General features: G+C 64.8%; 6 protein-coding genes. All 6 read right to left on the reverse strand.

The window, feature by feature from the left end:
- Window positions 1-37: 37 nt before the first annotated feature.
- A complete protein-coding gene (locus H9L41_RS17780) occupies window positions 38-5,131 on the reverse strand; it encodes a calcium-binding protein (protein ID WP_187523514.1) in 5,094 nt (1,697 codons plus the stop codon).
- Window positions 5,104-10,869: a Tle-like phospholipase domain-containing protein gene (locus H9L41_RS17785; RefSeq protein ID WP_187523515.1), complete on the reverse strand. Its 5,766-nt coding sequence runs from the start codon at window positions 10,867-10,869 to the stop codon at window positions 5,104-5,106. Before H9L41_RS17785 ends, H9L41_RS17780 begins: the two co-directional genes overlap by 28 nt.
- Entirely contained in the window at window positions 10,869-11,636 is a 768-nt protein-coding gene (locus tag H9L41_RS17790; protein WP_157461893.1) for a hypothetical protein, read from the reverse strand. Before H9L41_RS17790 ends, H9L41_RS17785 begins: the two co-directional genes overlap by 1 nt.
- A gap of 277 nt (window positions 11,637-11,913) precedes the next feature.
- Window positions 11,914-12,783, reverse strand: a complete 870-nt coding sequence (locus tag H9L41_RS17795; RefSeq protein ID WP_157461894.1) for a hypothetical protein — start codon at window positions 12,781-12,783, stop codon at window positions 11,914-11,916.
- Window positions 12,784-13,248: 465 nt separating this feature from the next.
- Window positions 13,249-14,442: a glycosyltransferase family 4 protein gene (locus H9L41_RS17800; protein ID WP_034606351.1), complete on the reverse strand. Its 1,194-nt coding sequence runs from the start codon at window positions 14,440-14,442 to the stop codon at window positions 13,249-13,251.
- Between the two features lie 169 nt (window positions 14,443-14,611).
- The gene (locus H9L41_RS17805) at window positions 14,612-16,021 is read right to left on the reverse strand and encodes an HlyD family type I secretion periplasmic adaptor subunit (RefSeq protein ID WP_028445291.1); all 1,410 of its coding nucleotides are present in this window, start codon (window positions 16,019-16,021) and stop codon (window positions 14,612-14,614) included.
- Between the last annotated feature and the right edge of the window lies 1 nt (window position 16,022).

Consider the following 16,022-nt stretch of genomic DNA (forward strand, 5'->3'; position numbering starts at 1 on the left):
CCATCGGACCGGAGACCGCAGGCCCGTCGCGGTACGCTCAGTGCCAGTTCGCCGCCAGTACCGGGCCGAGCGCCTGCTGCTGACTGGCTGCCAGCGTCAGTTGGCCCAGCGGCGGCGGCGTGAAGCCCGCCATCGCCTGCACCAGCGCCTCCACCTGGCTGTCCAGCAGCACCTTGCCGTCGGCCGTCTGGAAGCGCTCGACGTGATAGGCGGCGCCGCCATACCAGTTCTGCACCACCAGCTTGTCCGCCGTGCCGATCACGCTCACCTCGAGATTGCTGCCGACGTGGCGGAACCACAGCTGGTCGATCGCGATGCCGGCCGAGAAGCGCGCCAGATCCTGGTTGCCTGCGGTGGCATCGTTCTCGACCACCGTGTCGACACCCGAACCGCGGCCGAGCAGATAGCTGTCGCTGCCGGCCCCGCCGGTCAGCGTGTCGGCCCCGGCGCCCCCATCGAGCGTGTCGTTGCCGGTGCCGCCACCCAGGCTGTTGGCCGCGCCGTTGCCGGTCAGCACATTGTTCAACGTGTTGCCGGTGCCGTTGACGGCCGCCGTGCCGGTCAGCGCCAGGTTCTCCAGGTTGGCGCCCAGGGTCCAGGTCACTGCCGACTGCACGGTATCGCTGCCTTCGCCGGCGTTCTCCGTCACCGCGTCGCCCGTCGCGTCGACGCGATAGACATCGTCGCCGGCACCGCCCAGCAGCCTGTCGTTGCCGGCGCCGCCGTCGAGCGTGTCGTTGCCGGCGGCGCCGGTCAGCGTGTTGGCGGCGCCGTTGCCGGTCAACGCATTGTGCAGCGTGTTGCCGGTGCCGTTGATGGCGGCCGTACCGGTCAGCGCCAAGTTCTCCAGGTTGTTGCCCAGGGTCCAGGTCACGGTCGATTGCACGGTGTCGCTACCTTCACTGGCGTTTTCGGTCACCACGTCGGCCGCGGCGTCGACGCGATAGACGTCGTCGCCGACACCGCCGAGCAGGCTGTCGTTGCCGGCGCCGCCATCGAGCGTGTCGTTGCCGGCATCGCCGGTCAGCTTGTTGGCCATGCCGTTGCCGACCAGCAGATTGGCGAGCGCATTGCCGGTCCCGTTGACCGCGGCCGTACCGGTCAGCGCCAGGTTCTCCAGGTTGGCGCCGAGCGTCCAGGCCAGCGCGGACCTGACCGTGTCGGTGCCCTCGCCGGCGTTCTCGGTCACCACGTCGGCCGCGGCATCGACCAGGTAGACGTCATCGCCGGCACCGCCGATCAGCGTGTCGCTGCCCGTGCCGCCGTCGAGCGTGTTGGCGGCCGCGTTGCCGGTCAGCTTGTTGGACAGCGTGTTGCCGGTGCCGTTGATCGCCGCCATACCGGTGAGCACCAGGTTCTCCAGGTTGGCGCCGAGCGTCCAGGCTACGCCGGACTGCACCGTGTCGGCCCCCTCGCCGGCGTTCTCGGTCACCACGTCACCGGCGGCGTCGACGCGGTAGACGTCGTCGCCGGCCCCGCCGAGCAGACTGTCGTTGCCCGCACCGCCATCGAGCGTGTCGTTGCCGGCCGCGCCGGTCAGCGTGTTGACGGCGCCATTGCCGGTCAGCACGTTGTTCAGCGTATTGCCGGTGCCGTTGACGGCCGTCGTGCCGCTGAGGGTGAGGTTTTCCAGGTTGGCGCCCAGGATCCAGGTCACGGTCGACTGCACCGTATCGGTCCCTTCGCTCGCGTTCTCGGTCACCACGTCGGTCGCGGCATCGACCCGGTAAATGTCGTCGCCTGCGCCGCCGATCAGCGTGTCGTTGCCCGTGCCGCCGTCGAGCGTGTTGGCCGCTGCGTTGCCGGTCAGCTTGTTGGCCAGCGTGTTGCCGGTGGCGTTGATCGCCGCCGTGCCGGTGAGCGTGAGGTTTTCCAGGTTGGCGCCCAAGGTCCAGGCCACGGTCGACTGCACGGTATCGGTCCCTTCGCTCGCGTTCTCGGTCACCACGTCGGTCGCCACGTCGACGACGTAGACATCGTCGCCCGCACCGCCGAGCAGGCTGTCGTTGCCGACACCGCCGTCCAGCGTGTTGGCCGCCGCATTGCCGGTCAGCACATTGTTGAGCGTATTGCCGGCCGCATTGATCGCAGCTGCGCCGGTCAGGACCAGGTTTTCCAGGTTGGCGGCCAGGGTGTACGCCACCGTGGATTTGACGGTGTCCGTGCCTTCTCCGGCATTCTCGGTGACCACGTCGCCGGCGGCATCGATCAGGTAAACGTCGTCGCCGACGCCACCGATCAGCGTGTCGCTGCCGGCGCTGCCGTCGAGCGTGTTGGCCGCTGCGTTGCCGGTCAGCTTGTTGGCCAGCGTGTTGCCGGTGGCGTTGATCGCCGCCGTGCCGGTGAGCGTGAGGTTTTCCAGGTTGGCGCCCAGGGTCCAGGCCACCGCCGACTGCACGGTGTCGGTTCCTTCGCCGGCGTTCTCCGTCAACAAGTCGGCCGTGGCATCGACCAGGTAAACGTCGTCGCCCGCGCCGCCGAGCAGCGTGTCGCTGCCGGCGCCGCCGTCGAGCGTATTGGCCACGGCGTTGCCGGTCAGCTTGTTGGCCAGCGTGTTGCCGGTGCCGTTGATCGCCACCGTGCCGGTGAGCGTGAGGTTTTCCAGGTTGACGCCCAAGATCCAGGCCACCGCCGACTGCACGGTATCGGTTCCTTCGCTGGCGTTCTCCGTCACCACGTCGGCCGCGGCATCGACCAGATATATGTCGTCGCCCGCGCCACCGATCAGCGTGTCGTTGCCCGTGCCGCCGTCGAGCGTGTTGGCCGCCGCATTGCCGGTCAGCACGTTGTTGAGCGTGTTGCCGGCGGCATTGATCGCGGCCGTGCCGGTCAGCGCCAGGTTTTCCAGATTGGCGCCCAGGGTGTACGCCACCGTGGATTTGACGGTGTCCGTGCCTTCTCCGGCATTCTCGGTGACCACGTCGCCGGCGGCATCGACCAGGTAAACGTCGTCGCCGACGCCGCCGATCAGCGTGTCGTTGCCGGCGCCGCCGTCGAGCGTATTGGCCGCCGCATTGCCGGTCAGCGCGTTGTCGAGCGTGTTGCCCGTGGCATTGATCGCCGCCGTCCCGATCAGGATCAGTTTTTCCAGGTTGGCCCCGAGCGTCCAGGCGACGGCGGACTGGACCGTATCGGTGCCTTCGCTTGCGTTTTCAGTCACCACATCGCCGGACGCATCGACGCGGTAGACGTCGTCGCCCGCGCCGCCGATCAGCGTGTCGTTGCCGGCGCCACCGTCGAGTGCATTGGCCGCCGCGTTGCCGGTCAGCGTGTTGGCCAGGCCATTGCCGGTGCCGTCGATGGCCGCGCTGCCTGCAAGGATCAGCTTTTCGACGTTCGACCCGAGCGCCAGGCCGACCGAGGCCCGGATCGTATCGCTGCCTTCGTTCGCATTCTCGGTGACGACATCGCCCAGGCTGTCCACCACATAGCTGTCGTCGCCCGCCCCACCGGCCAGCGTGTCGTTGCCGGCGCCGCCATCGAGCGTATTGGCCGCCGTGTTGCCGCTCAGCACGTTGTCGAGCGCATTGCCGCTGCCGTTGATCGCGGCCGTACCGGTCAGGACCAGGTTCTCGAGGTTGGCGCCGAGCATCCAGGCCACCGCCGACTTGACCGTATCGCGGCCTTCGCCGGCATTCTCGGTCACCGCGTCGCCGGCAGCGTCGACCAGGTAGACATCGTCGCCGGTGCCGCCGGCGAGCGTATCGTTGCCGGCCTTGCCGTCGAGCGTGTCGCCGCCGCCACCGCCGTCGAGGCGATTGCCCGCGCCGTTGCCGTTCAGGATGTTCGCGGCTTCGTTGCCGCCGCCGTTGATGGCCGCGCTGCCGGTCAGCGTCAGGTTTTCCAGGTTCGCAACCAGGGTATAGCTGACCGAGGACTGCACCAGGTCGGTCCCCTCGCCCGCATTTTCGGTCGCCTGGTCGTTCACATTGTCGACGACATAGGTATCGTCGCCGCCCCCTCCGACCAGGGTGTCGATACCACCGGCGCCGTTCAGCACGTTATTGCCCGAATTGCCGGTAATCCGGTTGGCCAGGCCATTGCCGGTGCCGTTGATTGCCGCCGTGCCGGTGAGCACCAGCTGTTCCGTGTAGCTGGCCAAGGTATATGCGATACCGCTGCGGACGGTGTCGTATCCGCCCGCGCTGCTGGTCTCCTGGACCAGGTCGCCGGCATTGTCGACGACGTAGACGTCGTCGCCGTCGCCGCCCTGCATGGTGTCCGCGCCGCTGCCGCCGTCGAGCAGGTCGGCGCTGCTGCTCGCCAGCAGGAAGTCGTTGCCGGCCAGGCCGTAGATCTGGTCGTCGGACATCGTGCCTTCGAGGTAGTCGTCCCCGTCGGTGCCGTCGATGCGATGCGCCCGGCGATGGATCTCCTCCGCGCCGATTTCGGTGCCGTCGGCAAAACGGATGCCCTTCAGCGACGACTCGAAGTTGGAGAAATAGATCGCGTCGCTGCCGCCGGCAAACCGGATGAGCAGCCCCTGGGTGCCATACAGGGCGAGCTGCAGATCCGCGGCGCGCAATCCGGCCGAGAATTCGATCCAGTCGTCGACCGCGGAGGCCACGTCGGCCGGGCCTTCCACCATATCGACGCCGAAGCCGGCAGCGAAGCGGTAGACGTTCGCCCCGGCCAGGCCGCTGAGATTGTCGTCGCCGCTGCCGCCGATCAGCGTGTCGTCGCCCGTTCCGCCATACAGCCAATCGTTGCCGGCGCCGCCGTCCAGCAGGTCGGCCCCTTCTTCGTCCGGCGATTCGCCATAGCCCTTCAGGTAATCGTTGCCGTCGCCGCCGAGCAAGGTATCGGAACCGCGTCCACCGGAGAGATCGTCGTGTCCTTCGCCGGCCGCGAGGAGGTCGTTCCCTTCGCCGCCGAACAGGCCGTCGTTGCCGCTGCCGCCGTCCAGGCTGTCGTCGTCGGCCTCGCCCTCCAGGCGATCGTCGCCCAGGCCGCCGACCAAGGTGTCGTCTTCGCCCTGGCCCACCAGCCAGTCGTCGCCGGCCAGGCCATCGAGCTGGTCGGCGCCGCTGCCGCCGACCAGCGTATCGTTCCCGCTGCTCGGCAAGGCGCCGCCCCGCACCAGGATGTCGATCTGGCCGGCATTCAGCTCCAGGCCGTCGGCAAACCGCAATTTGCCGACCCCGTACGAAGCATGGCCATCGGCCCGGGCCGCGAAATTGCCGCGGACCGTGATCCGATCCGCCCCCTGGCCGAGAGCGAATGCCGAGAACGGCTCGCCGCCCCGTCCAGTTCGACGATCAAGTCGTCGCCCTCGCGCGTGACCGTCAGGTCGTCCAGCTCGATGCCCGCGCCCAGTTCGATCGTGCCGTGCTCCCCTTCGCCCGGATGGATGCCTTCGATCAGGTCGGCCCCGTCCCCGCGGCCGAAGCGCAGGGTCCAGCTGCCGTCGGTCGCGCTGCCGTCCAGGGTGTCGTCGCCCTGCCCGCCCGCCAGCGTGTCGAACTGCCCCGCGATCAGCAGATCGTTGCCCTCGCCGCCGTCCAGCACGTCCCGGCCCATGCCGCTGCCGCCCAGCAGCGTGTCGTCGCCGCCGCCACCGATTACCGTGCAGCCCCAATCGCGTCCGACCAGCTGATTGGCGCCGTCGTTGCCGATCAGGGCGGACCCGTCGTGGCTGTCCCCCAGCACGGCATTCTCGACGTGGGCCAGCTTGCTCAGATCGGCCTCGCTGCCCGCCTCGAAGCGCACCACGTCGTTGCCGCCGCCGGCCTCTTCCTCGATCACGTCGCCCGTGCCGACGATGTAGAGATCGTCGCCGTCCAGCCCGACCAGCCGATTGGCGGTCGAGTTGGTCTGGGCGCCGTAGACGTAAGCGTCGTAGAACCGATCGCCAGTGTAGCCATCCAGCACATTGCGCGCCGCGTTGCCGATCCCCTCGATCGCCATGCCGCGCAGCACGAGGTTCTCCAGGCCGTCGGCCAGGCGGTAGTCGCAGGAACTGGCGACGGTATCGCGCTCGTCCCCGCCCCGCTCCACGATCACGTCGCCGTCCTGATCGATCAGGTAGAAGTCCCGCTCCGCGCCGCCGATCAGCGTATCGGACCCCGCGCCGCCATCGAGCACGGCCTCCGGAATATTGACGGCGACGACTTCGATGACGTTGTCCAGCCCGTTGCCGCGCCCGATGCGCGCATAGCTCGAATAGGCCGTGTCGACGATCTTCAGGTTCTCAACGTTCGCGCCCAGCGTCTGGTCGTAGTTGTAGGCCACGACCGTGTCGTTCCCCTCCCCGGCCCGCTCGACGATCTCGTCGGGGTTGTAGATCAGGTTGGGACAATCCGGGTAATAGCCGGCATCGCCGACCCAGTAGGTATCGTCGCCCGCGCCGCCGATCAGCGTGTCGTTGCCCAGCCGGCCGCTCAGCACATTGGCGCCGGCATTGCCGCGGATCAGGTTGTCCAGGCCGTTGCCGTAGCCGTCGATATTCAGCACACCCGTCAATTCGAGCGTCTCGACCTGGTCCGCCAGCACGTAGTCGACCGTGCTGCGCACCACGTCGCGGCCGCCGTCCTTCGCCTCGATCACCTGGTCCGCCGCATTGTCGACCACGAAGACGTCGTCGCCCGCCGAGCCGGTCAGCGTGTCGGCCGGCCCCGTCACCACGATCGCGCGCGCCTCGATCTCGGCCGCCGAATAGACCGTGCCGTCGCCGAACGCCACCTGCTCGATCGCGTGCCCGCCCGCCGCGAACTGCCGGTCGACGAACAGCTGGGCACCGTCGTCCAGCGCCAGCACCAAGTGGTCGCCGCTGCGGTAGAACGCCACCGACCCCGCCCCCACGTCCGCATCCAGCACGATCCGGTCCTCGCCGCCGGCGTCCCACACCACGTCGCTGCCCTGGCCGCGGCCCCACAGGAAGCGGTCGTCGCCGTCGCCGCCGTCGAGCCCGTCGGTACCGGCCCCGCCCCTGAGCGTGTCGTTGCCCGCATCGCCCTGCAGCAGGTTGTCGCCCTCGCCGCCATCGAGTGCGTCATCGCCGTCGCCGCCGCTCAGCGAATCGTTGCCCTCGCCGCCGGACAGCACGTCCTGGCCGCCGTCGCCGTGCAGCAGGTCGTTGCCGCCGTCGCCCGACAGCATGTCCTGCCCCTCGTCGCCGACCAGTTCGTCGACGCCGTCGCCGCCGAGCAAGCGGTCGTCGCCGTCCTTGCCCAGCAGCACGTCCTGGCCGGCGCCGCCGTCCAGGCTGTCGTTCCCCGCGTCGCCGCGCAGGCCGTCGTCGCCCGCGCCGCCCTCGAGCGTGTCGTCGCCCGCGTCGCCGTGCAGCTTGTCCAGGCCGGCATCGCCCTGCAGCAAATCGTTGCCGTCGCCACCGTCCAGCGCATCGATGCCGTCGCCGCCGGCGAGGACGTCGTCGCCCGCCATGCCCAGCAGGCTGTCGTCGCCCCCGCCGCCGTCCAGGCTGTCGGCACCGCCGTCGCCTTGCAGCAGATCCTGGTCGTCGCCGCCCGCGAGCAGGTCGTCGCCGTCGCGGCCCAGCAGGCTGTCCGCGCCGCTGCCGCCGAGCAGGCTATCGTTACCAGAATCGCCGCGCAGACGATCGTTGCCGCCGCCACCGTCGAGGAAGTTGTCGCCGCCCATGCCGGGTGCGAGCGCGCCGACGGTCGCCAGCAGCACGTCGTTGCCCTCGCCGCCCAGCAACACGTCGCTGCCGCCGTCGCCGATCAGCACATCGGCGCCCAGGCCGCCGTTCAGCGTGTCGCGGTCGGCCGTGCCGTCGATATCCGCCAGGTCGCCGCCGACCAGGTAGTCGTCGCCGTCGCCGCCCGACAGGTCGTCCGAGCCGTTGCCGCCGAACAGCGTGTCGTTGCCCTGGTCGCCCGCGACGAAGTCGCCGTCGTCGCCGCCCTGCAGCAGGTCGGCGCCGTCGCCGCCCGACACCACGTCCCGGCCCTGGCCGGCGCTGATCTCGTCGTCGTCGCCGCCGCCTTCGAGCTGGTCGTTGCCGCTGTTGCCCCACAGCGTGTCGTTGCCGATGCCGCCCGCGGCGTAGTCGTCGCCGGCATCGCCGATCACGAAGTCATCGCCCTGGCCGCCCAGCAGCGTGTCGTTGCCGGCCGCGGCCGAGATCCAGTCGTTGCCGATGCCGCCGTCGGCGAAGAAGCCGGTCAGGTTGCGGCTGGAATCGCCGCTGACGTTGAAAAGGGCCGAGCTCATGTCTGCATCGCCCGGCTGGCGCGGCGTGAGCTTGAAGGTATCCGCCGCAGCGACGGTGCCGGAGATGGACGCGGCCTGGCTGGTATCTGCCGCGGCCATCATGGTGGCTGCTGCCGGCTGCTCACCGAAGGCCCAGGTCAATGACCAGTCGTCCCGACGGCTGACCTCGCCCTTGATCGACCAGTTCTGGTAATCCGCCTGCCAATCGGCCCCATCGCCGCCCGCAGGGCTGATGACGATACGACCAGTCAGGTAATCGTTGCCGGCGCCACCGTAGACCATCTTCTTGCCCTCGCCGGCGAAGACGAAGTCGTTGCCTTCGCCGCCGTTGAGCGTGCCGGTGCCGGCCGAGGCCAGGATCAGGTCGTTGCCGCCGCCGCCGTTGAAGTTCGCAGAGGCGTGCAGATAGTCGTTCGCCGCATTGCCCGCGTTGTCGGGAGCCGGCGCCGTGCCGGTCGAATCCAGATGGATGCCGAGCTGGTCGTTGCGGAACTGCTGGATCACCAGGCGCTGGCCGGTGGCGACCACCGTGACCAGCAGATCGCCCACGCCCTGCTCGTTCGGCGTCCAGCTGTAGCGGTAACCCTGGTCGGCGCTGAGGTAGGCGCCGTATTCCAGCGTCCGCTGGCCGCCGGCCAACGCCATGCCTGCGAGCACAACGCCGCCTACGCCGTCGGCGTCGACGACCACGTCGTCGCCGTGGCCGCTCTCGACGAAATAGGTATCGAAGTCCTCGCCTCCTTCGAGCCAGTCATTGCCCATTCCGCCATTGAGCTGATCGGCACCATCGTCACCGTAGAGCGCGTCGTTGGCGTCTTCGCCAAACAACTGGTCGATACCGGCACCACCGCGCAGCGTGTCTCGCGCGTCGCCACCATACAGCCGGTCGTTGCCCTGACCTCCGGCCAGCGAGTCTTCATCGCCATCGCCTTGCAGCACGTCGTCGTCAGCCAAACCCAGCAGCGTGTCGCGGCCGGCGCCCCCTTCGAGCTGGTCGTTGCCGGCACTACCTTCGAGGTAGTCTGCGCCGGCTTCTCCCTGAAGGGTATCGTTACCATTCATGCCGTAGAGATAATCGGTCGCAGCCCTGCCCGTCAGAATCTCGTCCATGCTTCCGCCAAAGCCGACCACGTGCGTCGTGCTCGAAGCCGTACCGAGCGGACTGACCATGAGCGAAGTCGCGCTGGATGCATCCTGGAACAGCCAGTTTTCCTTCACGGTCGCGAGATCGATGAACTGCGTGCCGCCGAGCGGCGCCACATCGTGCGCATCGGCATAACCGATCCAGCCCACCAGCTTGGCCCGGTCGGCAACCCACTGGCTGGTCAGTGCACCCTGCTCGGAGGCCGGATCATAGAGTGCCAGACGCGCGTCGGCATCCGCCCCGCCGAGCAAAGCCACTGGGCTCAGCGACAGCAACGCCAGGCGCAGATCGCGGCCCAACGCGTCATTGCGCAAGGCATCGCGCTGTACCTGCGCGGTGTCCCTCAGCGACAGTACGGTCAACGTCCGCCCCGCCATATGGGCTTCGGCTTGCGCCTCATCCAGGCCCAGAACCTTGAGGTAGCTTGCGAACCACTTGCCAGCCACCTTGTCGCCGATCTCGTCGGTCTGCCTCAACACGTCGTCGGCATGGAACACCAGCCGGCCCCCGCTGACGGTCCAGAATTCACGGTCGAACGCCGTGTCCTCCTTCTGCCAATAGGCTTGCAGCGTCAGTCCGATCATCTGGCTGCGCAAGGCATCCGGCCAAGCCGCCACGCCTGCATCGACGAGCTTTTGCACGTCGTTGGTGAAATGAGTAAGCAGATAATTACCGACGAATTCATCCGCACCGAATTGATGGCGAACCAAGTGTTCGAGAAAGCCCCGGTCTTGAGAGTCCCCTTGGTAGCCGTAGTAATCGCCATCCAGCATCAGCCTGACGATATCTGGCAGTTGGAAACTGAGCGTGCGCAAGCGGTCGTCGGCCAGGAAAGCAATCAACAGGGCCTGCGAATGCAATCCGATGCCATTCGCCAAATCGGGTGCACCATGTTTCAGTATATCGATGTCGTCATAAAGCCGGTTGGGGTTCGTGACCATGTTGGTCAGGAATTCGCTTTCCACTGCGACGGCATGGATATTTCCTTCGCCGCGAATCGGCGTCAGCGGCCCCACATCATTGGGCAAATCCAGTGTCCAGTAGCTGTCCAGGTCCGCATCGGCCGGGTAGCCGGCATTCGACAGTGCAGCCTGCAACTGCCACATATTGGTCAGCCGCGCGGCTTCGCGAAATGGCGCAGGGTCGAAGGTAACAGCCGGCTTATTGAAAAAAACGGCCATCAGCGCAGCCAATCCTCCACCAAGGGAATGCCCGGTGAAACTAATACTGGCACCGGGATAAGCCGCTTTCACCTTCTGGTAGAACAAGGCGGCCTCGATCAATTGAGCATGCACTGTCCCCACGCCTATTACCAAGTCGGCGCCACCATCGCCGGCAAAATCTTTGGGATAGGTACCCGCGTAACTAATCACCACTTCATTGCCACGTATCAAAGCCACTGCTTCGAAGCCGCTACCATAATTACCACCGACAGCAATGGCTTGCTGCCAACCAGTTGGAAGAGGAAAGCGGTTATATGGTTTGCGCGTTTCTACGGAATAATAGGAACGCCCCGCCATCAGGGAATATTCAAGCACTTGAATACTCATCATTTACTCCTCGAATCAATAACCAAATTCGAAATAAGTGTCTTGGGCCGACATAAACGATTCGGCTCAGCCACCAAACCATGATAGGTAAAGCTCAGGGACTGATCACGCTCTTTTTTGCGCCGCACAGTGATAAATCCCTCCTTCTTTATAACCTCTGCATTGCGTTTTGGGCCAATCAACATATTAGCCACAGGAGCCTGAATGGTTTTGTCTTGGAAATTTTTCACACTAACAGTCCTCCACTTCTGATCAAGAAATCGATCAAAATTCGACAATTCCCAACTGGGCTTTGGTTTGGCAGAATCGTAGATCTGCAATGTATAGCTATGGATGTTATAGTTTGGGCATTCAAATCGCCGATCCATTAAATCGGACGAAACCAGATATATCACTCCATTCCGCACCTGTAGGATCAACGGCTCCTGCCGTCCGACATCATCCCACTGCACGATTTCCCCCGGTCGATCAGGGTTAGGAATCCGCAATTGTTCTTCCCGCTCAAGCCTGCCTTGCCCCGGTTCTCCATAACCATGGAATTTCTTGCTGCGCTCGATCACAATTACCCGGCCGTCGTCCAATTGGACTTCTTCTTTCCATGCCAAGGTCTCGGTCCCAGGCCAGCCGCCGAATAGCAGACGAACGTATAGGGCATACGCACCTACCGCCGCCCCGGCCATCACACCCAGCAGCGCGAGCAAAGCAAGAACGATACGGATCAGATCATATCGTGGCCGGTTTCCAGAAGCTTTAATTGGTTCTTTCATTCGATCCTCATTCTGTGAACTATTTTTTTCAATCAAGGCATACTCCCAATTTAATCTCTACAAACTTGGGATCTCTCACGTTTCAATCTCTTCTCTTCGCCTCATGACCCAAGTACGCCATTCTATACCGACCAATCCGTGTCTGATTTCAGCTCAATCACAAGCAGTCGATCTGATGGATCAAACAGTATCGATCCAAAATACTCCAGCATACTGTCATAATACCTGTTGCATTCTACAGTTTCACCAACCATACAGTCAGCGAAGAGGGAAAGTATCATTCATCTCGTTTGGCAGCCTTGTCGAAATTATTCGTAGGAAATAGGCATTTATTATTTTTAGATTTTGATCGGCAAGTCACCCATGAACGAAATTCTTCAATTTTCTTCCGAAAGTATTCGGCCTGACAACTCAACGCCCACACATACGGCCAACTTCCGGCTCCGTTCCCAGCCTCACGCCTAACACAAAATGATCGTGTTGCCGCCGCGAAACTCGCCGGATTAAACTGCATTCTCAAATTCGGCAGCTGTCCAGCGGGCAAATATACATATGCCCCATAAGCCTCTTGGGCAAGAATCTTGTATTCGCGTGCATTTTCGATTTCCATACAGGCCGCCGCCCCCATGCCACTCCCAGAATCGCATGGGTCATAACGCTCTTTATTCCAGGCAGAAAAAGAAAGCACTGGCTTATCCTGTTCCGACAGGTAAACCTTGAATTCGCCATATCCCGCACTTGCGGAATAGTCAGTATAAGCCTCGACCTCCAACCGCAACATAGTGTCAAACGCCGACCGACAAATAGGATCTATATGAATTGGCTGCAATACCAATACTGAACGATGTCGTCGCCGACCATTTATATCTACGGACACTTCCTGATTTGCGACCGTCGAATTGAACTCGCCGCAAGTTGGAATTTCAACCTTGTCATTATCAATGACAATACGTTCACCAACGGCACCAAATGATTGACTATGACTGATTTCCCACATACCACAGTGTGGGCACGTCGGCGCCGACACTTCTTGCGCATTGACACATATAGAAAGGACGAGAAGGAATCCCCAATAGATAAATTGATTCGATTTGCATTTCATGAGTGAGAACTTTCTTATTTCAACCCTACTCCTGTTTTTCTTCATCCTCATCTCCATCGAATACAGGTCAATTCAAAAGTTATCGTTAACTTTATGCATCACATATACTGCTATCGATACAAGCCAAGCGATAGAACACATCAGCCTGCTGCTCTACCGTCGCTCCAGGCTCCGCCTTGCATGCAAGACGAAACGGTGATTTTATATTCTTCAGACGCGCGGATACCCTGCCGCCGGTCGGCGTGCATTTCGAGTATCAACGTCACCAAACCCTGTATACGGACTGCGCCCAAGCCACCACATCACATGGCGGAGGCCGCCATTACAAGAAGTATTTATAATATGCACAAATAGTCCTGCGCAAGTGCCAGGCGTGTAAACCCGAGCCAGAATGGTGCCCACATTAGATCCATTCATGGCGAAAGCCGCTTCCACACCAGGTTTGCGTTGCACGCAGCAGGTCGCCACCAATCCAGCCATCACGCATCTGCAACAATGGCCCACACAGCTTCACCCGACCCCGATCAACTCCAACCAAGCCGCATTCCCCCGCTCGATGCCGTAAGCCAAGCAACGCTCCCGCGCCGCCCGCCGCAACGCAGCCGTATCCTGCTCGAGCGCCTGCCCGATCCGCGCCAGCAGGCCGTCCTGATCGAAGAAATCCACCAACCAGCCCTCCTCCCCATCGCGGATCACCTCCTGCACCGGCGCGGTATCCGAGCCGATCACGCAACAGCCGGCCGCCATCGCTTCGAGCAGCGACCACGACAGCACGAAGGGATAGGTCAGGTAGACGTGCGCGCTGGAGACCTGCAGTACCTTGAGGTAGTCCAGATAAGGCAGCTTGCCGACGAAGTGGCAGCGCGCCGGGTCGAGCTGCACCTCGGCCAGCATCTTCTCGCGCCAGTTGGCCGCATCTTTCGGCTTGCTGCCGTAGCTGACCTCGTCGCCGCCCACGATCAGCGCATGCACGTCGCCGCGCTCGGCCTGCAGCTGCGCCAAGGCACGGATGAACTGCGGAAAGCCGCGGTAGGGTTCGAGATTGCGCGCGACGTAGGTGACCACCTTGTCCTGCCGCGTCAGCACCCGGCCGTCCGGCAGCGTGAAGCGCACGTCCGGGTTCGGCGCGGCCAGCACGGTGTCGATGCCTTCGTGGATCACGCGGATCTTGTCGTGGTAGATCGGCGGGTGCAGCGACTTCTGCCAGGCCGTCGGCGCCACCGCCACGTCGCATTGCTCGAGGTTGAGCAGATGCAGCGCATTGCGCGTGCGAATGCGGGCGCGGTCGTCCAGCGTGAGCGGGAAGGCCGGGTCGAAGCCGGCATCGGCGCCCTCGGCGTGGTAGTAGTACTCGCAGAAATGGATCAGCCGCGCAGCCGGGTAGACGTCCTTGACGTAGAGCGCCTCGCCCCAACCCGGGTGGGCGACGATCACGTCCGGCACGAAGCCCTGGCGCTTGAGCGACAGCAGGGTCTCGATCACCGCCTGGCCGGCCAGCACCGCGCGTTCCATGCCGTGCAGGTAGCGATGGGTCGACTTGGCCGGATCGCGCTTGGGCCGGTAGCGGACGAACTCGACGCCGGGCAGCCCCGGCGCCTGCGGCTGGCCGAGCGCGACGAGGCGGTGGCGGCCTTGCGCGGCCAGCGCCGCGACGAGATGGCGGAACTGGCCGGGGAAATTCTGGTGGAGGAACAGGATTTGCAAGGTATGGCCCTGGTCTGGTGCGGCCGGTGTACGAAACGGCCGCCTGGGTACGGTCGGCCCGGCAGGAATCGATGAGCCGGCCTCATCCGTCGATGCTGCGGATCGGGCGCGGGACAGGACAGCGAGCCGGCCTCGGCCGGCGCCTGCCGGAGCACACGCGCCGCCGGCCTCAGCGCTCGCGCAGGCTGTCGTGCAGATGCTCGGTCAAGGGGCTGAGGAAGTACTCGATCACCCGCCGCCGGCCGATCTTGATCTCGGCCGTCACCGCCATGCCGGCACCCAGCTTCACGCGCTTGTTCTCGACCAGCACGTCGGCGCGCGCCAGCTCCACCCGCGCCGGGTAGACCAGGCCCTGCTTCTCGTCCTGCACCGCATCGGTCGACACCGTCAGCACCTTGCCCGGCAGCGTGCCGTAGCGCGTGAAGTTGAAGGTCTCGACCTTGATCTCGGCCGGCTGGTCGGGATTCACGAAGCCGATGTCCTTGTTCTCGATCATGGCCTCGACCACCAGCCGGTCGTTGCGCGGCACCACCTGCAGGATCGGATCGGCCTCCTTGAGCACGCCGCCCACGGTGTGCACCGCCAGTTGCTGCACCACGCCGTCGACCGGCGCGGTCAGCGTCAGCAGATGCCTGCGCTGCTCGGCCTTGACCAGCTCCTGCCGCAGCGAACTGGCCTTGTCGCGCGCCTGGTTGAACTGGTCGAGCGCGTTGCGCCTGGACTCGGCCAGCAGGCTGGCGCGCTGGCGCTGGTTCTGCGCGATGGCGTGGCCCAGCTCGCGCTGGCGGCTCTGCTGGCCGGCCAGGTCGCGCTGGGTCTCCAGCAGCGCCTGCTCCTTCTCGAGCAGCGCATGTTTGGCCACGAAATTCTTCTCCGACAGGCCGCGATAGTCCTCGGCACGCTGGCGCACGATCGGCAGCGTCTCGCTCAGCTTGGCGACCATCTGGTCGGCGGTCTCGAGCTCGGCGCGGCGGCGCGCGGTTTCCTCGTCGAGCGTGGCCAGCCTGGCCTGCAGTTCGAGGTATTCGCTGCTCAACAGCCGCTGCTCGTCGGCCAGCCCCTCGCCCGCGTTCGCCAGCACGATGCGCGGCGGCCGGCCCTGCTCGAGCGCCACCACCATGGCCTGCGCGCGTGCCGCCGCCAGCTCGGCGGTGGCCAGCTCGCTGCGCACGCGGTCGCGATCGGCGCCGGCGCTGGTGGCGTCGAGCTCGACCAGGACGTCGCCGGCCTTGACCACCTGGCCGTCGCGCACGTGGATCCGGTGCACCACGGCCAGCTCGGGCGACTGGATCAGCTTGGTGCGGTCGTCGGGGATGATCTTGCCGTGCGCGACCGCCACCACATCGATGCGACCGAGGATGCTCCACAGGAACGCGATCAGCAGCAGCGCGATCAGCGCCCACAGCGTCAGCCGCGGGATCGGCGAGGGCGGGGTTTCCTGCAGCTCGAGCGCGGCCGGCAGGAACTGCGCTTCGTAATCCAGCCGCGGCTTGGCGTCGAGCTGGTGGCGGATGGCCCAGGCGGCGCGCCAGACCGCGAAGTAGCGCTGCAATAGCGCCTTGCTTGCTTGGAAGATCATG

The organism is Chitinimonas koreensis, from assembly GCF_014353015.1.
Lineage (GTDB): Bacteria > Pseudomonadota > Gammaproteobacteria > Burkholderiales > Chitinimonadaceae > Chitinimonas > Chitinimonas koreensis.

What these genes read in the sequence shown, in the direction of transcription:
- H9L41_RS17790 (WP_157461893.1), bottom strand. Translation starts at nt 11,636, where the DNA reads ATGAAAGAACCAATTAAAGCTTCTGGAAACCGGCCACGATATGATCTG.
- H9L41_RS17785 (WP_187523515.1), bottom strand. Translation starts at nt 10,869, where the DNA reads ATGAGTATTCAAGTGCTTGAATATTCCCTGATGGCGGGGCGTTCCTAT.
- H9L41_RS17805 (WP_028445291.1), bottom strand. Translation starts at nt 16,021, where the DNA reads ATGATCTTCCAAGCAAGCAAGGCGCTATTGCAGCGCTACTTCGCGGTC.
- H9L41_RS17795 (WP_157461894.1), bottom strand. Translation starts at nt 12,783, where the DNA reads ATGAAGAAAAACAGGAGTAGGGTTGAAATAAGAAAGTTCTCACTCATG.